This is a genomic window from Rhizobium sp. KNZ2-6A (assembly GCF_056755475.1).
Window position 1 is genome coordinate 85,601 of sequence record NZ_JBNDIC010000011.1, and the last position, 21,602, is coordinate 107,202.

Annotated in this window: 23 protein-coding genes; 16 read left to right on the forward strand and 7 right to left on the reverse strand. The window is 61.3% G+C overall.

From position 1 onward, the window contains the following. Positions 1-11: 11 nt before the first annotated feature. The 3 genes from rpsR to rplI all read left to right on the forward strand — a co-directional run bounded on the left by rpsR (position 12) and on the right by rplI (position 1,999). A complete protein-coding gene (gene rpsR, locus ACPYOP_RS10220) occupies positions 12-260 on the forward strand; it encodes a 30S ribosomal protein S18 (RefSeq protein WP_004122103.1) in 249 nt (82 codons plus the stop codon). A 162-nt stretch (positions 261-422) separates the two neighbouring features. Further along, a complete protein-coding gene (locus ACPYOP_RS10225) occupies positions 423-1,400 on the forward strand; it encodes a DUF2232 domain-containing protein (RefSeq protein WP_481410271.1) in 978 nt (325 codons plus the stop codon). Positions 1,401-1,420: 20 nt separating this feature from the next. Next, the gene (gene rplI, locus ACPYOP_RS10230) at positions 1,421-1,999 is read left to right on the forward strand and encodes a 50S ribosomal protein L9 (RefSeq protein WP_481410272.1); all 579 of its coding nucleotides are present in this window, start codon (positions 1,421-1,423) and stop codon (positions 1,997-1,999) included. A gap of 137 nt (positions 2,000-2,136) precedes the next feature. On the opposite strand, the gene ACPYOP_RS10235 is transcribed toward rplI, so the two are convergent. The 3 genes from ACPYOP_RS10235 to ACPYOP_RS10245 are packed head-to-tail and all read right to left on the reverse strand — an operon-like array spanning position 2,137 to position 5,320. Further along, entirely contained in the window at positions 2,137-3,204 is a 1,068-nt protein-coding gene (locus tag ACPYOP_RS10235) for an HlyD family secretion protein (protein ID WP_481410273.1), read from the reverse strand. Between the two features lie 17 nt (positions 3,205-3,221). Continuing rightward, complete coding sequence (locus ACPYOP_RS10240) at positions 3,222-4,868, reverse strand: MFS transporter (RefSeq protein ID WP_481410274.1); 1,647 nt, start codon at positions 4,866-4,868, stop codon at positions 3,222-3,224. Between the two features lie 8 nt (positions 4,869-4,876). Further along, positions 4,877-5,320, reverse strand: a complete 444-nt coding sequence (locus ACPYOP_RS10245) for a MarR family winged helix-turn-helix transcriptional regulator (protein ID WP_481410275.1) — start codon at positions 5,318-5,320, stop codon at positions 4,877-4,879. 350 nt (positions 5,321-5,670) lie between these two features. Between ACPYOP_RS10245 and ACPYOP_RS10250 the strand changes: the two genes are divergently transcribed. Further along, positions 5,671-7,167, forward strand: coding sequence for a replicative DNA helicase (locus ACPYOP_RS10250; RefSeq protein ID WP_481410276.1), 1,497 nt, complete (start codon positions 5,671-5,673; stop codon positions 7,165-7,167). A gap of 67 nt (positions 7,168-7,234) precedes the next feature. Here the strand turns inward: ACPYOP_RS10250 and ACPYOP_RS10255 are convergent, their stop codons facing one another. The 3 genes from ACPYOP_RS10255 to ACPYOP_RS10265 all read right to left on the reverse strand — a co-directional run bounded on the left by ACPYOP_RS10255 (position 7,235) and on the right by ACPYOP_RS10265 (position 9,191). After that, positions 7,235-7,537 (reverse strand): AzlD family protein, encoded by a 303-nt coding sequence (locus ACPYOP_RS10255; protein WP_481410277.1) that lies wholly within the window; start codon positions 7,535-7,537, stop codon positions 7,235-7,237. Further along, positions 7,534-8,238 carry an AzlC family ABC transporter permease gene (locus ACPYOP_RS10260; RefSeq protein WP_481410278.1) on the reverse strand — a complete coding sequence of 235 codons (705 nt, stop codon included), beginning with the start codon at positions 8,236-8,238 and terminating at the stop codon, positions 7,534-7,536. Before ACPYOP_RS10260 ends, ACPYOP_RS10255 begins: the two co-directional genes overlap by 4 nt. Before the next feature lie 131 nt (positions 8,239-8,369). Continuing rightward, complete coding sequence (locus ACPYOP_RS10265) at positions 8,370-9,191, reverse strand: AraC family ligand binding domain-containing protein (protein ID WP_481410324.1); 822 nt, start codon at positions 9,189-9,191, stop codon at positions 8,370-8,372. 225 nt (positions 9,192-9,416) lie between these two features. Between ACPYOP_RS10265 and ACPYOP_RS10270 the strand changes: the two genes are divergently transcribed. Further along, positions 9,417-9,917, forward strand: coding sequence for a GFA family protein (locus ACPYOP_RS10270; protein ID WP_481410279.1), 501 nt, complete (start codon positions 9,417-9,419; stop codon positions 9,915-9,917). Positions 9,918-10,233: 316 nt separating this feature from the next. Further along, positions 10,234-11,397, forward strand: coding sequence for an alanine racemase (gene alr / locus ACPYOP_RS10275; protein ID WP_481410280.1), 1,164 nt, complete (start codon positions 10,234-10,236; stop codon positions 11,395-11,397). A 2-nt stretch (positions 11,398-11,399) separates the two neighbouring features. On the opposite strand, the gene ACPYOP_RS10280 is transcribed toward alr, so the two are convergent. Then, positions 11,400-12,035 (reverse strand): LysE family translocator, encoded by a 636-nt coding sequence (locus tag ACPYOP_RS10280; protein WP_481410281.1) that lies wholly within the window; start codon positions 12,033-12,035, stop codon positions 11,400-11,402. Between the two features lie 153 nt (positions 12,036-12,188). On the opposite strand from ACPYOP_RS10280, the gene radA reads away from it, so the two are divergent. The 10 genes from radA (at position 12,189) to pip (ending at position 21,470) form a co-directional block, all read left to right on the forward strand. Beyond that, on the forward strand, positions 12,189-13,592 hold the full coding sequence (gene radA, locus ACPYOP_RS10285; protein ID WP_481410282.1) for a DNA repair protein RadA: 1,404 nt from the start codon (positions 12,189-12,191) through the stop codon (positions 13,590-13,592). A 91-nt stretch (positions 13,593-13,683) separates the two neighbouring features. Further along, positions 13,684-14,295, forward strand: a complete 612-nt coding sequence (locus tag ACPYOP_RS10290) for a CvpA family protein (protein ID WP_481410283.1) — start codon at positions 13,684-13,686, stop codon at positions 14,293-14,295. A gap of 164 nt (positions 14,296-14,459) precedes the next feature. Continuing rightward, positions 14,460-15,944: an amidophosphoribosyltransferase gene (gene purF, locus ACPYOP_RS10295; RefSeq protein WP_481410284.1), complete on the forward strand. Its 1,485-nt coding sequence runs from the start codon at positions 14,460-14,462 to the stop codon at positions 15,942-15,944. A 68-nt stretch (positions 15,945-16,012) separates the two neighbouring features. Then, positions 16,013-16,753: an SDR family NAD(P)-dependent oxidoreductase gene (locus ACPYOP_RS10300; RefSeq protein ID WP_481410285.1), complete on the forward strand. Its 741-nt coding sequence runs from the start codon at positions 16,013-16,015 to the stop codon at positions 16,751-16,753. Positions 16,754-17,102: 349 nt separating this feature from the next. Further along, positions 17,103-18,494, forward strand: coding sequence for a cysteine--tRNA ligase (cysS, locus tag ACPYOP_RS10305; RefSeq protein ID WP_481410286.1), 1,392 nt, complete (start codon positions 17,103-17,105; stop codon positions 18,492-18,494). Positions 18,495-18,757: 263 nt separating this feature from the next. After that, positions 18,758-19,078, forward strand: a complete 321-nt coding sequence (locus ACPYOP_RS10310) for an endonuclease domain-containing protein (RefSeq protein ID WP_481410287.1) — start codon at positions 18,758-18,760, stop codon at positions 19,076-19,078. Then, a complete protein-coding gene (locus tag ACPYOP_RS10315; protein ID WP_481410288.1) occupies positions 19,075-19,557 on the forward strand; it encodes a GFA family protein in 483 nt (160 codons plus the stop codon). Before ACPYOP_RS10310 ends, ACPYOP_RS10315 begins: the two co-directional genes overlap by 4 nt. Then, positions 19,554-20,045 carry a GFA family protein gene (locus tag ACPYOP_RS10320; RefSeq protein ID WP_481410289.1) on the forward strand — a complete coding sequence of 164 codons (492 nt, stop codon included), beginning with the start codon at positions 19,554-19,556 and terminating at the stop codon, positions 20,043-20,045. The genes ACPYOP_RS10315 and ACPYOP_RS10320 overlap by 4 nt, the downstream gene beginning before the upstream one ends. Then, positions 20,038-20,514, forward strand: coding sequence for a GFA family protein (locus ACPYOP_RS10325; RefSeq protein WP_481410290.1), 477 nt, complete (start codon positions 20,038-20,040; stop codon positions 20,512-20,514). The genes ACPYOP_RS10320 and ACPYOP_RS10325 overlap by 8 nt, the downstream gene beginning before the upstream one ends. Continuing rightward, complete coding sequence (gene pip / locus ACPYOP_RS10330) at positions 20,511-21,470, forward strand: prolyl aminopeptidase (protein WP_481410291.1); 960 nt, start codon at positions 20,511-20,513, stop codon at positions 21,468-21,470. The genes ACPYOP_RS10325 and pip overlap by 4 nt, the downstream gene beginning before the upstream one ends. The last annotated feature ends 132 nt before the right edge of the window (positions 21,471-21,602 follow it).

Consider the following 21,602-nt stretch of genomic DNA (forward strand, 5'->3'; position numbering starts at 1 on the left):
AGATTTGAGAGATGTCTGAAGTTTCTTCCGCACCGGTCCGCCGTCCGTTCCATCGCCGCCGCAAGACCTGCCCGTTCTCGGGTGCCAATGCGCCGCGCATCGACTACAAGGACGTTCGCCTCCTGCAGCGCTACATTTCCGAGCGCGGCAAGATCGTTCCTTCCCGCATCACGGCCGTTTCCCAGAAGAAGCAGCGCGAACTCGCCCAGGCGATCAAGCGTGCACGCTTCCTCGGCCTGCTGCCCTACGTCGTCGCTTAATAAAGCCGACGCCGGATGAACAAGGGGAAGGCAGCATTGCCTTCCCTTCTCCCTTCCGCGATGGGCGCGGATCGGAACCTTGAAACCCCATGTTGGGGACGGCTTTCAGGCCCGAGTGCCGAAGGCATCCTCTAACTGCTCGATACGAAGCAGGACAGCGACGTGAAAAAGTTGAACGCAAAAGAGCTTGGCATCGGCGCGCTCGCCGGTCTGACCGCCGCCCTACTCGTGTATGGCGCGACGGTACAGCCGTTGCTGTTCATCCTGTTCGGCGCGCTTTCGGCTCTCCCGATCCTGATCGTCGGCCTCGGCTGGGGCAACATGGCCGTCATCGCCGCCGTCGTCGTTGCCGGGTTGGTCGGGACGATCGCGCAATCGGTCTATTTCGGCCTGTTCGTCGTCCTGCTGGCGCTGATCCCGGCATGGCTCAGCCATCTTGCCAATCTGGCGCGTCCCGCCTCCGAACTCGGAGGACCGGATAATCTGATGGCATGGTATCCGCTCTCCGATATGATGCTGCACCTATGCGGCCTTGCCGCCGTCGTCATCATCGTCGCCGGCGCGGTCATGGGCTACAATGCCGATCTCGTCGGCCAGGTCGTCGATCTCTACGTCAAGGCCGTGAACGAGCAGCAGCCGACGTTGCCGCTCGATCCCATGGCGATCCAGAAGACCAAGAGCCTCATGCTCTACGCGATCCCCGTCGCCTGGGGCATGATCTGGGTCATGATGCTGCTCGCCGCCTATTATGTCGCGACCCGCATCGTCGCCGCTTCGAGCCGCAATCTGCGTCCCCGCGAGGACATTCCCTCGGCGCTGCGCATGAACCGCAACGCGATCTTCGTCTTTCTCGTGGCGATCGTCGCTATCTTCTTCGGCGGCGTGATCAGCCTCATCGCCGCCGCCGTTCTCGGTGCCTTCGGCGCGGGCTTCATCGTTTCCGGTTTTGCATCGCTGCATTACCGGACGCGCGGCAAGGACTGGCGCATACCCGTGCTGATCATCTGCTACCTGATGTCCTTCCTGCTGACGCTGCCGCTCTTCATCGTTCTTGTTCTTGGCCTCTACGATATCCGCAAGGCGATATCGCTGACCCCGAACAAGGATGCCGACACACCCAAACAAGACACGAAAATCTGATATCGAAAGGAACAACGAAAATGGAAGTCATTCTCCTCGAACGCATCTCCAAGCTCGGCCAGATGGGCGAAACCGTCAAGGTTCGCGACGGCTTTGCCCGTAACTACCTGCTGCCGCTCGGCAAGGCGCTGCGCGCCAACGCCGCCAACAAGGCTCGTTTCGAAGCCGAGCGCGCAACGCTCGAAGCCCGCAACCTCGAGCGCAAGAGCGAAGCCCAGAAGGTTGCCGACGTTCTCGGCGGCAAGTCCTTCATCGTCGTTCGCTCGGCTGGCGAAACCGGCCAGCTGTACGGCTCGGTCGCTGCCCGTGACGTCGTCGAAATCCTCGCCGCCGAAGGCTTCAACATCGGCCGCAGCCAGGTTCACATGAACACGCCGATCAAGGCCATCGGCCTGCACGATGTCGCGATCGGACTTCACGCCGAAGTCGAAATCAAGGTCGAGCTCAACGTTGCCCGTTCCGCTGAAGAAGCCGAGCGTCAGTCCAAGGGCGAGACCCTCACCTCCGCCGACGCCATCTACGGCGTTGACGAAGACGCCCTGCGTCCGGAAGACTTCTTCGATCCGGAAGCCGACGGCAACGCTGAAGACGAAGCTTGATCTTCAAGCCTTCGCAGCATTGCGAATAAAAGAAGCCTGGGTCTTTCGGTCCAGGCTTTTTTGTTGGCCGGAAAGCAGGGCCATCCTCGCCCTTCGAGGCGTCGCTCCTCAGGGTGAGGATGGAGCGGCTTTTTTAGTCAGTCACCGGCCCTAGGCTCCGGCAGCGGAGCCGAATCCTTATCGATCGAGACGACAACGGACATGCCGGGCGCCAGATTATCCGTCAGGGGCTGGCCGTCTTCGATCTTGATCCTGACACCGATGCGCTGGGCGACCTTGGTGAAATTGCCCGTGGCGTTGTCTGGCCTGATGACGGCGAATTCGGAACCCGCCGCCGGGGAGAAGCGCTGGATGCGGCCGTTGATCTGGCGATGACCGAGCGCGTCGACAGAGACCGTGGCGGGCTGATCGAGCTTCATGCCGTCGAGCTGCGTCTCCTTGAAATTGGCGATGACCCAGATATCCTTCGGCACCAGCCCCATGAGCTGCGTACCGGGCGTCACATATTGGCCGAGGCGCACACCGACTTCGCCGACGCGGCCGTCCTGCGGCGCCCTGATGGTCGTATTGTCCAGATCGATATCGGCAAGCTGCACGGCAGCCTCCGCGCCGCTGACGCCGGCCTCGAGCGACGCGCGGTTGACAATGATCGTCGTCAGGTTCTGCTGCGATACATCAAGCGCTGCCTTCGCCTGATTGAGCGAAGCCTGGGCCTGCTGCAGCGTCGCCTGTGCCTGTTCGGAATCGCTTGTTGTCGATACGCCCTTGGCGACCAGCGTCGTTACGCGATCGGCCGCTAGTTGCGCGCGCTTGAGCGCAGCATTGGCGCTATCGATCTGCGCCTGGCTGGAGGCGATGCCGGCCTTCGCGGCCTGCTCCTGCTGTTGCGAATTGGCAAGCGCCGCCTTCTGTCCGGCAAGGGTGGCGTGCGCCTGCGCCACCTTCTGCTTGTAGATGCGGTCGTCTATCTGGGCGAGCACATCGCCCTCCTTGACGAGTTTGTAGTCCTTGATCGGTACGTCGGTGATATAGCCGCTGACCTGCGGGCTGATCGTCGTGACATAGCCTTTGACATAGGCGTCGTCGGTGGTTTCGACGGAGGTTTTGAACGGCGGCAGATGCCAGGCGTAAAGCACCAGCATGATGCCGCCGATGCCAGCGAGAACGGCGATGACTTCGATGGGGGAGCGAACGAGCCTCGACATGGAGCTATTTCATATCCTCATGGGTTGGATATCACGACCTCTACCCCATCGTCGGCCAGACGAGCCCTGACGAAGCGGTAGAAGACATGGATTGAGAGGCCGGCAAGCGACAGGAAGGCGATTACGGCAGCGACGAAGAAGGCATCTCCATAAGCGAGCATGTTGGCCTCGCGGCTGACCTGCGCACCGAGCAGTGCCAGCCCCTCCCCCTTCAGGAGCGCGCTATCCCCGATCACCTTGCCATAGGAAGATGAAAGCCGGCTGACACGATCGGCTACATTCGGGTCGGTCAGAAGCACATGTTCGGTCAGCACGGCGGAATGGAACTTTTCGCGAATGGTGATCAGCGTGCCGTAGAAGGCCGAGCCGATGAGGCCGCCGACGCTCTGCGTGAAGGTGAAGACGACAAAGAAGGTCACCAGATAAGGCGGCCCCTTGCTTAGCGCCGCCTTGAAGCCTTGCGACATGGAGGGCGGCAGGAACAGGGCCGCGCCGCCCGCCATCAGCGCCTGGCTGAGATACATCTGCTCCGGCCGAGTGAGGTTCGTCACCTGCGAATCCATCAGCGAGCCTACGCCCATCAGAATGAGCGCGACGAACTGGATCTGCCAGCTGAACCCATAGATCATGAAGACGGTACAGATGAGTCCACCGATGATCGAGAAGGCCAGAATGATCCAGTACAGCATTGCCAGCTGATCGTAGAGCAGGCCGACGGCATTCTGATAAAAGGTCATGAGGACTGAAGTCTGCTCGGCGGCGATGAGGCGGAAGATCAGAAGGATCGCCGTCAGGTGCAGGATTTCCGGACGCAGCAGCCAGCGAACGTCGATCAGCGGCGTCGAGCGCCTCAGCTCGACGACGATGGCGACGGTCAGGGACGCGACGGCGATCGCCAATACGACCCCGAGCCACGGCACCTCCAGCCACCAGTAGAGGCGCCCGACTGAGAGGGCGACCGCCAGGCAGCCGAAGCCGATCGCCACAAGCAGATAGCTGAAGATATCGCCCAGGACGATGACCTTGACGCGTGGCGGCGGCGTGAGCGGCAAGAGATAGATGATCGGCATGACGAGCAGCGCCAGCGCCATCTCAAGCGTATAGAGGCCACGCCATTCGCCGTAGTCCAGCAGCGAAGGTGAGACGAGGCGGGTGATGGGAGCGGCAAGCAGCGTATTCATCATCGCCAGGCTGACGCCGACCGTCAGCTTCCTCGCCGGCTCGAAGGCCTCCAGCATATAGAGGAAGCCCAGTGTCGAAAGCGGTGCGCCGGCGATGCCGCTGAGGAACCGGACGACGATCGCCGAATGCAGGTCGGAAACGAAAAGATTGAGCAGCGAGGCAAGCAGGAAGCCAAGAATGCTGACCTCGGCGAAATTGCGAATGCCGTATTGCAGGCGGATCTTCACCAGCGCAATGGCGAGGCTAACATTGGGCGCCATATAGGCGGCGGAAAGCCACGCGGATTCGGTGGTCGTTGCCGCGATGGTTCCCTGGATCTGGGTCAGATTGGCGAAAGCGAGATTGAGACCCAGGCCCTGGGTCAGAAAGAACAGGACGGATGCCGCAATATAGAGCGGCACTTTCCAGCCCGGCATAGGCGGTGGAGCGGGTGGGACGGCGTTGGCTTCCGCGTTGGCGACCAGGCCTGGATTACCGCTCATGCACTACCTCATGATTTGCCCACATTCTGGAGATTCGCCGTCATGGAGCGAACAACCTTGAGCGCCACGCCGATATCCTCGTCCGAAATGCCTTCCAAGATATCCGCGCGCACACCGGTGGCAAGAGCCTCGACCTCGGCTGCGACGAGTTTTCCGGCTTCCGTCATGAAGATATGCTTGGCGCGGCGGTCGGACTGGTCGGCACGGCGCTCGATGAAGTTCTGCGCCTCCATGGCATCGAGGATGCGCACGAGCGTCGGCGTCTCAAGCTCCAGCTCGTCAGCGAGTTCCCGTTGGTTGATCCCATCCCGACGGGAGAGTTTGCGAAAAACCCTGGCGCGGGAAAGGGTCATGCCATGTTCGCGAACGAGCGCGTCGAAGGCCGCCCTCAGCTTGCGATTGAACGCAAAAAGGTCGTCGAAAAGCTCTTGTCTTGATGGCGCACCGGACATTATTGCAACTTTATACTATTAGCATCCTACCCTAATTAATAGGGAATAACCGGATTTCCGTAGCTTTTCAAGCATGATAGCCGCAACAACTGATGTACACAGCGAAAGACCCAGCTAAAATATTCCCCACTGATGGTTTGCTTAGGTGATTCGTGTGTCGATCTTTGCGTTGCAAAGTGGCGACAAGGGATTTTTTACGTGGCGGAAACTTGTCCCTGTGGACGAGTGGAACAACGTTGATAGCCGAGGCCGATTTATTCCGTTCGCTCCGCCCCGCGCATTTGCTTGGTTGACCATGACATTGGATCGTCGCAAACCAGTCGACACCCTAAAGTATGAAGAGATGGAAAATGAACGAAGCTGCGCGCAAGCTCGCCGCCATTGCTCCCGCCGAACAGCACTATCGCGAAGCGCCCAACAATATCGAAGCGGAACAGGCTCTTCTCGGCGCCATCCTCGTCAATAACGATGCCTATTATCGCGTCTCCGACTTCCTGAAGCCCGTCCATCTCTATGAGCCGCTGCATCGGAAGATCTTCGAGGTCGCTGGCGACATCATCCGCATGGGCAAGACCGCCAACCCGGTCACCATCAAGAACTTCCTGCCGGCGGAGGAAAAGGTCGGCGATATGACGGTCGCCCAATATCTGGCGCGCCTCGCCGTCGAAGCCGTGTCGATCATCAATGCGGAAGACTATGGCCGCGCCATCTACGACCTGGCGCTGCGCCGAGCGCTGATCACCATTGGCGAAGACATGGTCAATATCGCCTACGACGCGCCGCTCGATATGCCGCCGCAGACGCAGATCGAGGATACCGAGCGCCGGCTGTTCGAACTCGCCGAAAACGGCCGCTACGATGGCGGCTTCCAAGCCTTCAACGACGCGGTGGCGCTGGCGATCGACATGGCGGCCGTCGCCAAGGAGCGCGACGGCGGTCTTTCGGGGATATCCACGGGCATTCATTCGCTCGACAGCAAGATGGGCGGCCTTCAGCGCTCCGACTTGATCATCCTTGCCGGCCGCCCCGGCATGGGCAAGACCTCGCTTGCCACCAACATCGCCTACAACATCGCCGCCTCCTTCGAAGGCGAGGTGCAGGCAGATGGTTCGACCAAAGCGAAGAACGGTGGCGTCGTCGGCTTCTACTCGCTGGAAATGTCGTCCGAACAGCTCGCCACCCGTATCATCTCCGAGCAGACGGAAGTCTCCTCATCGAAGATCCGCCGCGGCGACATCAACGATGCCGATTTCGAGAAGCTGGTGGCATGCTCGATGATGATGCAGAAGGTGCCGCTCTACATCGACCAGACCGGCGGTATCTCCATCGCCCAGCTTGCTGCCCGCGCCCGACGTCTCAAGCGCCAGCGCGGTCTCGATGTTCTGGTCGTCGACTACGTGCAGCTCATGACCGGCTCCAAGAAGGCAGGGGAAAACCGCGTCCAGGAAATCACCGAAATCACCACGGGCCTGAAGGCTCTCGGCAAGGAGCTGAACGTTCCGATCGTCGCGCTCTCCCAGCTCTCGCGCGCCGTCGAAAGCCGCGAAGACAAGCGGCCACAGCTTTCCGACCTTCGCGAATCCGGCTCGATCGAGCAGGACGCCGACGTGGTGCTCTTCGTGTTCCGCGAGGAATATTACGTGAAGAATGCCGAGCCACGCGATGTGACCGATCCGAAGTACGCGGAATGGGAAGCACAGTTCGAGCGCGTGAAGGGCACGGCCGATGTCATCATCGCCAAGCAGCGCCACGGACCGACGGGCACGGTGCGGCTCGCCTTCCAGTCGGAATTCACCCGCTTTGCCGATCTCGCCGATTCCTCCTTCATTCAGTATGAGGAACACTGACGAGAAGCTTGCCGCGTCAATGTTCCGCTGGGAGGGAGAACCGCTACGCGCTTTTTCCGGAAACGCTTCAGAGTCCCGCAGCCCGCAGCAAAGCCACCGTCGCAACGCCGACAACAACACTTGCCAGCATCGGCAAGCGGCGGGAGGTGATTGCGGTGGCGGCGCAGGCCAGCGTCTCCGCCCAGCCGGCAGCAAAAGCTGTCGGGGCAATGACAGCCATCAGCACGGCCGGTGGAATGGCTTCGATTGCGGTTCGCCGGCGCTCGTCAATCCTAACGTAGCGAATCAAGACGAGACCGCCAACACGGGTGAAGATCGTTGCGGCAGCCATGGCGAGGATGGCGAGCAGAGTGTTGAGATCGAGCGTCATGCCGTCTGCTCCTGCGCTCTGCCTTTCCAGAAAGCCACCACCAGCCCCGCCAGTGCGCCGGCTGCAATATACCAGACACCGGGCACGAACTGGTGGACCGCAACGGCGGCAACGCCGCTTGCGGCAAGCACGGCGCCGGTTTCCGGCCCTTTCCAGAAACCCATGACCAGCACAATGAAGACGGCCGGAAAGGTGAAGTCGAGACCGATGACGGCGGGATCGCCGAGAAAGGCGCCAAGCAAAGCGCCCGCAAGCGACGAGCCGACCCATGCCAAATAGAAAGGCGTGACGATGCCCGCATACCAGGCGGGCGTGAGCCGCGTCGCACCTGCGCGGAATTCTGCCATGGCCCAAATCTCATCGGCGAGAAACAGCATGGCGCTATAGCGTTTGACGCCGGAGAAAGACTGTATCTTCACGCCGATCGAAGCGCTCATCAGCAAGTGCCTGACATTGACGAGCAGGGCCGCGAAGCCGGCGCCAATCCAGCTTGCGGGATGTGCCCAGATATCCATCGCCACAAATTGCGAACCGCCAGCGAAGACGAGCGCGCTCATCAGTGTGGTCTCCAGCGGCGAAAGCCCCTTGGTCGCCGAAACCGCGCCGAACACGAGGCCGATCGGCAGGACGGCGACGATCAGCGGAAAAATGGCACGCATCCCGGCTTTGAACTCGCCAGCCGGCCGGCTTTGCTGCAACATTGGCAACCTCCACATCAACAATGACGGAGAGATAGCCGACGCCCACCGGCGCTGTATTGAACGAAAGTGATTGGAGCATTTTCAGGAAAAGCGTGCAGCGTTTTCGCGATTCAAGGAGAAGCAAGAATGCGCTAGCCGACGCGGAACTGGCCCGGAGTGACGCCGGTGCGCGATTTGAAGTGGCGGGTGAAATGCGCCTGATCGGCGAAACCGCATTCCACGGCAACATCGGCCGGCATGCGGCCTTCTCTGAGCAATCGGCGGGCAACGATTACGCGCCGGTCAGTCAGAAAGGCATGGGGCGTAATGTAATACTCCCTCCGGAAAGCGCGGATCAGGTGCGCGCGGCTCAGCCCCGCGACCTTGGCCAACTCCTCCAATCCGATATCACTGTCGAAATTCTCAATGAGGTAATCGCGGGCGCGGGCGACGGCACTCCGCTCCTTGGTATCGACGGGCAGAACGATCATGCTACCGTAGCGCGCAAAGAGCGCCGCCAGCACCGAGAACATGCTTTCATCGGATTCCAGCGCGCCGGCGCCGCTCTCGAGTGTGCGGTGCGCCTTGTGGAAGGCGCTGGCAAGCTGCGGATCGCGCGACAGCGAACTGGCGAAAGAGGGCGTCGCGTTGAAGGCTTTGCCCGTAACGTCTTCCAGAATGTCGACGAAGAGCTTCGTGTCCGGGTAGATCATGCGGTAGCGATAGCCTTCGCCGCCCGGAGCGCCGTCGTGGACTGTGTCAGGATTGACCAGATAGAGATCGCCCGGTCCGGTTTCCTCCCGCCTGCCGTGCAATGTGACGATCTGGCTGCCGCGTTCAATCGCCCCGATGCTGAACGTGTCATGCGCATGCGGCGCATATTCATGCGTCACGAAGCTTGCGCTCAGGCATTCCATGCCGCGAAAGCGACCGTCCCGCCAGAAGCGGGTCGATTCCACCTTGGCAAGCGGCATGGCGTCAGCCGCCTCTTTCTGCGAAACGTTCTGCATGTCAGCACATTAGCGGTCCGGCTCCCGCGCGTCTTGAATAAAAGTGATCGCATATGAGAAAGGCTGGTATCTGCCTGTCTGCGCGCATTCTTGAGAAGGCGTGATCGGATCCGTCATTCTGCTGGACGATCAAAAGATGAAAACCTAAAAAACATTAAGCCCAAACCCGCCCTTGGAGGAGAAGACAAATTGAAACGCATCGAGATGAAGGTGAGCGGCGGCTGCCAGTGCGGTGCCGTGCGCTATCACGCAAGCGCTATGCTCGACAATTCGCATCTCTGCCACTGCCGCATGTGCCAGAAAGCCTCCGGCAACATCTTTGCCGCACTCGTCGCCGCGCCCGATGATGCGCTCACATGGACACGCGGCAAGCCGAGTGTCTGGAAGAGCTCGGAGCTTGTCGAGCGTGGCTTCTGTGCCAATTGCGGCACGCCGTTGTTTTTCCATCACCTCGAAAACGGCCGCACCAACCTGATGATCGGTTCGCTGGACGATCCGCACGCCTTCCCGCCGCACGCCAATACCTGCACCGAGAATATGGTGGCATGGTTCGATACGATCACGGGCATGGAAAATACCGGTGTGACCGAAAATAACGGCGCCGATTGGGCTGCGGCGATCAAGTCGAGCAACAACCAGCATCCTGATCGCGATACCGCCTCATGGGCGGTGAGATGGCGTAACGACTGAGTCCTATTCTGGTGATTGCCAGCGAGGCACTGTCCGTCGCCGCTATTCCGAAATAGCCATCATCCCGGGAACTAAAGCCTACAACAGCTTACTTTCAAGATGATGCACGCTGCGTGCCTGAAGGCCTGCTCTTCAGCTAATTCATGCCTCGAAGCAGCCTGTTGGTTTCCGACCTGAGGCCGGAATCTATAGAAATGTGGCGACAGTTTTGCCTGATTTCGCATACATGCCTCGCAGCACTTTTTCTTTTCATCGACGACCAGTATCCTGGCTCAAGCCAAATCATCTCCGGCCATTTCCTTATTCAGGACGCTCCATGACAGATAATTTCAATGACGACGATGCTTTCGCTTCCGCCGGCCTGCGGCTGACGGTGGATCTCGGCGCGCTTGTCGAAAACTGGCGCGACCTCGCGCGCCGCTCGGGGAAGGCCCGCACGTCAGCCGTCGTCAAGGCCGATGCCTACGGGCTGGGGATCGAGGATATCGGCGAAACGCTTTACGCCGCCGGCGCGCGCGATTTCTTCGTCGCCACCGCCGACGAAGGCGCGACCTTGCGGCTCTATGCTCCGGAAGCGCGCATCTTCGTGCTGAGCGGCATCTGGCCGGGCATGGAGCGCCGGTTCTTCGAAAACGACCTCGTGCCCGTCATCGCTTCGGAGGAGCAGCTGACCTTCTGGATGGCGGTGCTATCGGAGTATGGCGACTATCCCTGCGCCTTGCAGGTCGACACGGGCTTCAACAGGCTCGGGCTGCCGATGGATGATGCGATCGCGCTTGCAGACGACGTTTCCCGTCCCGCAAGCTTTGCGCCTGTCCTCGTGATGAGCCACCTCGCCTGTGGCGACGATCCGTCCAATGCGATGAACAAGCAACAGCTCGAGGCCTTCCGCAGGGTCAGCGCCGCCTTCGAAGGCATCGAGGCGAGCCTTGCCAATTCGGCCGGCATATTCCTCGGATCGGACTATCATTTCGATCTCACCCGTCCCGGCATTGCCACCTATGGCGGCGAGGCGGTTCCCGGCATGGCCAATCCGATGCGTCCAGTGGCGACGGCGGAGGCGCGGATCATCCAGACCCGCTCCGTCAAATCAGGCGAAACCGTTGGGTATGGCCGCGCGCTTCAACTGACCCGCGACAGCCGGCTGGCGATCGTCTCGGCAGGCTATGCCGACGGCTACGTGCGCAGCCAGTCGAGCGGCGGCGTGCCGCTGCGCCAGACCGGCATCCCAGGCGGTCATGGCTTTATCGCCGGCCACAAGGTGCCCGTTGCAGGCCGCATCACCATGGACCTCACCATCTTCGATGTCACCGACCTGCCGGAAAACCTGGCCAAAGCCGGCGACTATGTCGAGCTCTTCGGCAGCAACATATCGGTCGACGAGGCCGCAAGGGCGGCTGGCACGATCGGCTACGAGATGCTGACCAGCTTGGGGCTGCGGCACGAGCGCCGGTATATCTCGGAAGAGGTCGAGGAATAGCCTCAGCGCGCGCTGATGGCCAGCCGGAGGCCGAGAGCCACGAACAGCGTGCCGAGACCGCGATCGAGCCATAGGCCGAGGCGGCGATTGCGTCGGAGGGCTTCGCTCAGTCGGCCGCCAAGCAGTATGAGCGGCGGTTCGATGAAGGCGGCCACGACGATGATCAGGCTGCCATGCAGCAAAAGCTGCGCCCAGACCGGACCGGCGCCTTCGACGACGAATTGCGGCAGGAAGGCCAGAAAGAAGATCGCAACCTTCGGGTTGAGTAGCGAGACCATGATGCCTTGCCGATAGATGCGGCTAAAGGGCAAGGCCCCGCCCGCCTCCTTGATCCACGCCCCCTCGCCCTTCGAGCGCAGCGCCTGGATGCCGAGCCAGATCAAATAGGCGGCACCGATCCACTTGACCGTCGAGAAGGCCAGCGCGGAAGCGGCCAGGATCGCCGAAAGGCCGGCAGCCGCCATCAGTACGTGCAGGCACGCGCCGCTCCAAATCCCGAACAGCGCCGCAAAGCCGGAGCGCATGCCGCTTCTGATCGTATGACCGAGAATGAAAGCGATATCCGGCCCCGGCGACAGATTAAGGAGTGTTGCGGCGGTCAGAAACCCGATCCAGTGAGCAAGTGTGTAGTCAAACATCGATCATCATCCATAAAACCCGGCATAAAAGCTGACACGATCGTCGTTGATACGGAAATCATTAGTTTTGATAGGCCGGCAAAGACATTATCTGACAGCCGATCGCGATTCGTCGCGGAAAGCAACGCATTCGAAGTTTGAGAACAGCATCCGATGGCTAAAGCCCGCACACAATTCATCTGCCAGAACTGCGGCACGGTCCACAATCGCTGGGCCGGCAAATGCGACAGCTGCGGCGCATGGAACACCATCGTCGAGGAAGATCCGTTGGGTGGGATCGGCGGCGGTCCGGCCAAGACGCCGAAGAAGGGCAAGCCTGTCACGCTGACGACGCTTTCGGGCGAGATCGAGGAAGCGCCACGCATCCATACCGGCTTGTCCGAGCTCGACCGCGCGACCGGCGGCGGTTTCGTCCGCGGCTCGGCCGTTCTGGTCGGCGGCGATCCCGGCATCGGCAAGTCGACGCTGTTGATGCAGGCAGCGGCAGCGCTCGCCCGGCGCGGGCACAAGATCATTTATGTTTCCGGCGAAGAGGCCGTGGCGCAGGTTCGCCTGCGCGCCCAGCGACTGAAGGCGGCCGACACGGAAGTGCTGCTCGCGGCGGAAACCAATGTCGAGGATATTCTGGCGACGCTTTCCGAAGGCAAGCGGCCGGATCTCGTCATCATCGATTCCATCCAGACGCTGTGGAGCGAGCTTGCCGAATCCGCGCCCGGCACCGTCACGCAGGTGCGCACCGGCGTGCAAGCGATGATCCGCTTCGCCAAGCAGACGGGTACCGCGATGGTGCTGGTCGGCCACGTCACGAAGGATGGCCAGATCGCCGGACCGCGCGTCGTCGAGCATATGGTCGATGCCGTCCTCTATTTCGAAGGCGATCGCAGCCATCATTACCGCATCCTGCGCACGGTGAAGAATCGTTTCGGCCCGACCGATGAGATCGGCGTATTCGAAATGTCCGACGCCGGCCTGCGCGACGTGGCCAACCCGTCCGAACTCTTTCTCGGAGAGCGCAACGAAAAGTCGCCGGGTGCAGCGGTCTTTGCCGGCATCGAGGGCACCCGCCCTGTGTTGGTCGAGGTGCAGGCTCTGGTTGCGCCGACATCGCTCGGCACGCCGCGTCGTGCCATCGTCGGCTGGGATTCGGCACGCCTTTCGATGATTCTCGCCGTTCTGGAAGCGCATTGCGGCGTGCGGCTCGGCCAGCATGATGTTTATCTCAATATTGCCGGTGGTTATCGCATTTCCGAGCCGGCTGCGGACCTTGCCGTCGCTTCTGCACTGGTTTCCTCCTTGGCCGGTCTTGCCCTGCCCGCCGATTGCGTCTATTTCGGCGAAGTCAGCCTGTCGGGCGCCGTCCGGCCGGTTGCGCACACCGCCCAGCGCCTCAAGGAAGCCGAGAAGCTGGGATTTTCCGGGGCCGTCCTGCCTGCCGCTTCCGCCGACCTGCCAAAGGTCAACGGCGGACGCTGGAGCGAGATTGACAGCCTGCCGGATCTGGTGGCGCGCATTGCTGGATCGAAGGGCGCGCTCAAGCGCGCGGAAGACGAAGACTGAGCCTTACTTCAGCCGTTCTTGGCGAAGAAGAGGCTCATGATTGAGGCCGATGCCGACCATAAGGTTTGGCAAGTCTTGAAGTGGATTGTAGATGCCCATTACGATTTTCGACGGTATTGTTATCGGCGTTCTTCTCTTCTCCGCCGTTCTGGCCATGGTTCGCGGTTTTTCGCGCGAAATCCTATCGATCGTCAGCTGGGGCGGCTCCGCAGTCGCCGCCTACTATCTTTATCCGCTGCTCGTTCCCTATGCCCTGCAATACAAGGCCGATACCAAGATCGCGACGATCGCCTCGGCCGCCGTCATCTTCCTGCTGGCGCTGATCATCATTTCCTTCATCACCATCCGGATTGCCGATTTCATCATCGACAGCCGCATCGGCGCGCTCGACCGGACGCTCGGCTTCCTCTTCGGCGCGGCCCGCGGCCTGCTCCTGATGGTTGTCGTTGTCGCCTTCTGGAACTGGCTGGTGGCTCCGGCCGCCCGTCCGGACTGGGTCAACAACGCCAAGTCCAAGCCGTTCCTCGATTCGATGGTTGAGAAGCTGACCGCAGCGCTTCCACAAGACATTCAGGCAAGGCTGCCGGCCGAGATCCTCAACAAGATCGCGCCGAACCAACAGCAGCGTGGGAGTGGCGATAACGCCGCGCCGAACGATACCGCGCCGTCGGATGATGCGCCCGCGCCGCAGACAAACAATTGACGGTGTGTTTACAGGCTTGACCTGCCGCTCGAGAATCGCCATTTGAGCGGCGTGACGATAGAAGATCCGGCCCGATATTTTTTCCGGCCGGATTTTGAGCTATTTTAATGGTCACTCGTGACGCCGCCCCGATCCGTCCACGTTGAGAGCAAAGGCCCGCAGCCATGAACCATTCCGTTTCCATCGAGGACGACATCGACGGCGACACGCTGCATGAAGAATGCGGCGTCTTCGGCATTTTGGGACATCCGGACGCGGCGACGCTGACGGCTCTCGGTCTCCACGCCCTGCAGCATCGCGGCCAGGAGGCGGCCGGCATCGTTTCCTTCGATGGTCAGCGCTTCCATTCCGAGCGACGGATGGGTCTCGTCGGCGATCACTATACCGACCCCGCGACGCTGGCCCGCCTGCCCGGCGACCGCTCCATGGGCCATGTGCGCTACTCAACGACAGGCGAGACGATCCTGCGCAACGTGCAGCCACTGTTTGCCGAGCTGGAAGTCGGCGGCATCGCGATTGCCCATAACGGCAATTTCACCAATGGCCTGACCATGCGCCGGCAGCTGATCGCCGACGGCGCGATCTGTCAGTCGACCTCGGATACGGAAGTCGTCCTGCATCTCATCGCCCGCTCCAAGCAGGCCTCCTCCTCCGACCGCTTCATCGATGCCATCAGGCAGATGGAAGGCGGCTATTCGATGCTCGCCATGACGCGCACGAAGCTTATCGCCGCCCGCGACCCGATCGGCATCCGGCCGCTGGTCATGGGTGAGCTCGACGGCAAGCCGATCTTCTGTTCGGAAACCTGCGCGCTCGACATCATCGGCGCGAAATACGTCCGCGACATCGAAAACGGCGAGGTCGTCATCTGCGAGATCCAGCCCGACGGCTCGATCACCATCGATGCCCGCAAGCCCGAAGCTCCGAAGCCCGAGCGGCTCTGCCTCTTCGAATATGTCTATTTCGCCCGCCCCGATTCCGTCGTCGGCGGCCGTAACGTCTATGTTGCGCGCAAGAACATGGGCATCAATCTCGCCAAGGAAGCTCCCATCGAGGCCGATGTCGTCGTGCCGGTGCCGGACGGCGGCACGCCGGCGGCGATCGGCTATGCCCAGGCGAGCGGCATTCCCTTCGAACTCGGCATCATCCGCAATCACTATGTCGGCCGCACCTTCATCGAGCCGACGCAGCAGATCCGCGCCTTCGGCGTGAAGCTCAAGCACTCCGCCAACCGAGCCATCATCGAGGGCAAGCGGGTCGTGCTGGTGGATGATTCCATCGTGCGCGGCACGACATCGGTGAAGATCGTGCAGATGATCCGCGACGCCGGCGCCCGCGAGGTGCATATCCGCGTCGCCAGCCCGATGATCTTCCATCCGGACTTCTACGGCATCGACACGCCGGACGCCGAAAAGCTGCTCGCCAACCAATACAGCAGCCTGAAGGCCATGTGCGATTTCATCGGCGCGGATTCGCTGGAATTCCTGTCGATCGACGGCCTTTATCGGGCTGTCGGCGGCGAGCCGCGCGACAATGCGCAGCCGCAATTCACCGATCACTATTTCACCGGCGATTATCCCACCCGCCTGCTCGACAAGGAAAGCACCAGCAACGTGCGCAAGCTTTCCGTTCTCGCCAGCAACGGCTGAGCCAGGCGACGGTTGACGGGGGCATTCTTGCCCCCTTTTTCTTTTCCACGCATTCGGATCAGGACAGCATGAGCGTCAATCTCAAGGACAAGATCGCCCTCGTCACGGGCGCATCGCGCGGCATCGGTTATTTCACGGCATTGGAACTGGCCAAGGCCGGCGCGCATGTGATCGCCTGCGCCCGCACGGTCGGCGGACTTGAGGAACTGGACGATGCCATCAAGGCTGCCGGCGGCTCCGCGACGCTCGTTCCCTTCGATCTCGGCGATATGAATGCCATCGATGCGCTCGGCGGCTCGATCTTCGAACGCTGGGGCAAGCTCGATATCCTCGTCGCCAATGCTGGCGTGCTCGGCGTGATCTCGCCCATCGGCCATGTCGAGGCCAAGGTGTTCGAGAAGGTGATGACCATCAACGTCACCGCCACCTGGCGGTTGATCCGCTCGGTCGAGCCGCTGCTGATGCGTTCCGATGCCGGACGCGCGGTCATCCTGTCGTCGGCTGCCGCCCATCGCTGCCGGCCCTTCTGGGGACCTTATTCCGCATCCAAGGCCGCCGTCGAGGCGCTGGCGCGGACCTGGGCCGGGGAAACGCAAAGCACGCCGCTGCGCATTACCAGCGTCGACCCCGGTGCGACCCGCACCGCCATGCGCGCCCAGGCCATGCCCGGCGAAGATCCGGAGACGCTGCCGCATCCCCGCGAAGTCGCTCAGGCGATCCTACCGCTCACCGGCCCTGACGTGACTGAAACCGGCAAGCTCTTCATCGTGCGCGAGAACAAGCTCGTCGGCTATCGGATGCCGGAATAAAAACACCTTCGCGCAGGCGCAATATGCGCGCAGCACACGTTGAGTGTTTCGCCGTAAGGCTTACGCTTCGCCTTCGCTCGGGGCGCTCCGAACGAACGCCTGTCGCCCCCTCATCCGACCCTTCGGGCCACCTTCTCCCCGAGGGGAGAAGGAGAGATTGGGCTCTTGACCAATCACCGTAGTCGAGCGATAAAGCCTGCCATGAAAACGGTTATCTGCATTATCTGCCGGAAAATTATTCGCTAGCGTTTCGCTGGCCTGGCCGTTTTCGTCTCCCAAAATCCAAGATGACAAACGTCCGGCCTGCCGGTGACGCTATTTTTCGGATTTATGCGTTTGGGAGAGTGACATGGCCGCCGAGCCGCAACTGAAGTTCTACAACACGCTGACACGCGAAAAGGTCGATTTCCTGCCGATCGATCGCGATCATGTCCGCATGTATGTCTGCGGCCCCACGGTCTATGATTTCGCCCATATCGGCAATGCCCGCCCGGCCATCGTCTTCGACGTGCTGTTCCGGCTGCTGCGGCATGTCTATGGCGAAAGCCATGTCACCTATGTCCGCAACATCACCGATGTCGACGACAAGATCAACGCGCGCGCGCTGCGAGATCATCCAGGCCTGCCGCTGAACGAGGCGATCCGCCTGGTGACGGAGAAGACCGAGCGCCAATATCGCGAGGATACGACGGCGCTGGGCTGCCTGGAGCCGACGGTGCAGCCGCGCGCGACTGACAATATCGCGCAAATGATTGCAATCATCGAGACGCTGATATCAAAGGGTCATGCCTACCGGGCTGCCGGTGAAGTGCTGTTCGACACCAAGTCGATGGCCGATTACGGCCAGCTTTCGAAGCGCAATCTCGATGAGCAGCAGGCGGGCGCCCGCGTCGCGGTGGACGAACATAAGAAGAGCCCCGGCGATTTCGTGCTGTGGAAGCTGTCGGATGAGAACGAGCCCGGCTGGGAAAGCCCGTGGGGCCGCGGCCGTCCGGGCTGGCATATCGAATGCTCGGCCATGAGCGGGCGCTATCTCGGCGATGTCTTCGACATTCACGGCGGTGGTCTCGATCTGATCTTCCCGCACCATGAGAACGAAATCGCCCAGTCGCGTTGCGCGCACGGCACGCATGCGATGGCGAATGTCTGGATGCATAACGGCTTCGTGCAGGTCGAAGGCCGCAAGATGTCGAAATCGGAAGGCAATTTCGTCACCATCCATGAGCTGCTGCAGACGGAAAAGCTCGGCGGCCGGACATGGCCGGGCGAAGTGCTCAGGCTTGCCATGCTGATGACGCATTATCGCGAGCCGATCGACTTTTCCGTCAAGCGGCTCGAGGAAGCCGAACGGCTGATCGCCAGATGGCCGGCGGCGGATGCCAGCGGTGCTGCGCCGGATGCAACGATCCTCGCCGCCCTCGCCGACGACCTCAACACCGTTGCCGCCATCCAGGCACTGCACGCGCTGGCACAGGCGGCCAATGCTGATGCGAGCCTTCTGCCTGTCTTCGCGGCCAGTGCCGATCTTCTCGGCCTGCTGCCGAAGAAGGCCGAGGTCGACGAAGCCGTCGTTGCCGAGATCGATGCCAAGGTGCGCCAGCGGCTAGAACTGCTGAAGGCGAAGAACTTCGCCGAAGCCGACAAGCTTCGCGAAGAACTTGCGGCAAGAGGCATCCAGTTGAAGGATGGCAAGGATGCGGTGACGGGCGAGCGCATCACGACTTGGGAGGTCAAGCGGTGAGCTTCGTTACCCCCCTCTGTCACTTTCGTGACATCTCCCCCACAAAGGGGGAGATTGGGGGGAGTTTGCCGCGCGTCTTCAACCAAAAGCTAACACCCGCTGCAGCAGCCAAAGATCGCCGTACCCTTTCGGACGGATATCGAGAGCGCAGAGTTAGCCGCGAACAATCTCCCCCCTTGTGGGGGAGATGTCACGAAATGACAGAGGGGGGTACTTTGCCGCACACTCCAGTCCCGCCGAAAACTCGAAGCAATGCCCGGCGCATGCGCAACGTCATAACCGATGCGGAACTGCGCCTCTGGAATGAATTGCGCGCCCATCGCCTCATGGGCCTTGGCTTCCGCCGCCAGCTGCCCATTGCCGGCTACATCGTCGATTTCGCCTGCCCCACTGAAAAACTCATCGTTGAAGTCGATGGCTCCCAGCATGGCAATGGTCGCGATCAGACCTATGATCAGGTTCGTACCCGCCGGCTCGAAGCCGACGGCTGGATCGTCCTGCGTTTCTGGAACGACGACGTCCTGAAAGACATAGACAATGTCTGCATGCATATCCTCATCGTCGCTGGAAAGGATAAGGCATGACCGCCTCGACCTACACCGGCGGTTGCCAATGCGGCGCGGTTCGCTTCCTGGTGCGGGGTGAGCTGAAGGACGCGTCGATCTGTCATTGCCGCATGTGCCAGAAGGCCTTCGGCGCCTATTATGCGCCGCTGGTCTCGACGCGCGGCGCCGAACTCGCGTGGACGCGCGGAGAACGCAAAACCTTCCAATCGTCCAACTATGTGAAGCGCGGCTTCTGTGGGGATTGCGGCACGCCGCTGACATATGAGGCGCCGGATGGCATTGCCGTGGCCGCCGGCGCCTTCGACGACCCTTCGAAGCTGCCGCCCGTCGTGCAATATGGCACGGAAGCCAAGATCGGCTTTGTCGATGGGCTGCATCTGCTGCCGGGGCACCGGACGGAAGAGGACGCGGAACAGGCGCCCTTCGTGCTGGAGCTTGTGTCCAACCAGCATCCCGATCACGATACGGCGGCATGGCCACCGGAGGCTGACAAATGACAATCGCGGAGACATATAGCGGTGGCTGCCAATGCGGCGCGGTTCGCTATCGCGCCACCGGCGCCCTCGGCTATCCCCATCTCTGTCATTGCCGCATGTGCCAGAAGGCTTCCGGCAATTACGCCCTGCCACTGGGGAATGCCAAACGTGCTGATTTCGAGCTGACGCGTGGTGAACCTTCATGGTTTCATTCGTCGGATCTTGTGCGTCGCGGCTTTTGCGGCACCTGCGGTACCCCATTGTTTTATGATGTTCCCGGCACGGATTCCATCAATGTGACACTTGGTTCATTGGATGAGCCGGCGACGGTCCAACCCGTCGCGCAATCAAACCTCGTAGCAAAGATGCCATGGTTCCATGCACTGGATGTATTGCCGGCGGAACCAGATGAGGATGGTTCTGATCGTGCGGTGTCGATCCGACTATCCAATCATCAACATCCCGATCACGATACCTCAAGCTGGCCAGAGGAGAAGCGCCATGACTGAAGCCACCAGAAGCGGAGGATGCCAATGCGGCGCGGTGCGGTTCCGCATTCGCGGTCAGCTCGGCCGCCCCTCGATCTGCCATTGCCGCATGTGCCAGAAGCAGTTCGGCAGCTTCTTCTCCGCGCTTGTTACGGCACCTGAAGACGGCCTTGAATGGACGCGCGGCGAGCCGAGCTACTTCCAGTCCTCCGTCAATATCGACCGCGGCTTCTGCAAGAACTGCGGCACGCCGCTGACCTACCGTCATCCCGGCGGCCTCGAAATCGCCATCGGCGCTTTCGACGAGCGCGACGATCTCGCGCCGCAGATCCAGGTGAATCATGCCTCGCGCCTGCCCTGGGTGGAGACGATCTTCGAAAAGCCCGTCCATCAGGATCCGGACTTCTATTCGCGGCAGGAGCAGATCATTTCCTTCCAGCACCCCGATCACGATACGGACGTCTGGCCGGCCGAGGGGCTGAAAATATGACCGAGATACTGCGGACATTCTATCCCGAAATCGAGCCCTATGCCTCCGGCCATCTCGATGTCGGCGACGGTCATGTGATCTATTGGGAACGCGTGGGAACTCCGGGCGCCAAGCCGGCCGTCTTCCTGCATGGCGGGCCGGGCGGCGGCATCTCGCCGAGCCATCGCCGCATGTTCGATCCGGCGCTTTACGATGTGACCTTGTTCGACCAGCGCGGCTGCGGGCGCTCGACGCCGCATGCTGGCCTCGAGGCCAACACGACCTGGCATCTGGTCGATGATATCGAGCGGCTGCGTGACATGGCCGGCGCGGAGAAATGGCTTGTTTTCGGCGGATCCTGGGGCTCGACGCTGGCGCTCGCCTATTCCGAAACGCATCCGGAGCGGGTTTCCGAACTGGTCGTGCGCGGCATCTACACGCTGACGAAAGCCGAGCTCGACTGGTATTATCAGTTCGGCGTCTCAGAGATGTTCCCCGACAAATGGGAGCGCTTCGTGGCACCCATCCCACCGGAAGAGCGGCATGAGATGATGGCCGCCTACCACCGCCTGCTGACGCATCCCGACAAATCAGCCCGTCTGGAGGCCGCCAAGGCTTGGTCGATCTGGGAAGGCGAAACGATTACCCTGCTCCCGGAGCCCACCGTCAGCGCCCAGTTCGAGGATGCGGAATATGCACATGCCTTTGCCCGCATCGAGAACCATTTCTTCGTCAATGCCGGCTGGCTCGAGGAAGGCCAACTGCTGCGCGACGCTTACAAGCTGAAGGACATTCCCGGCGTCATCGTCCATGGCCGCTACGATATGCCCTGCCCGGCGAGATATGCCTGGGCGCTGCACAAGGCCTGGCCGAAAGCGGAGTTTCATCTGATCGAGGGCGCGGGCCATGCCTCGTCCGAGCCGGGCATTCTCGATCAGCTGATCCGTGCCACGGATAAGTTTGGTGGGAAAGCATAGGCCGAGTAAGGCCCCTCACCCTAACCCTCTCCCCGCACGCGGGGAGAGGGAACGACCTCAAAAGCCCCTTCGCCCCGTGTAAACGGGGAGAAGGTGGACTCGAACGGTTTAGCAAGGCGAAACCGAGAGAGG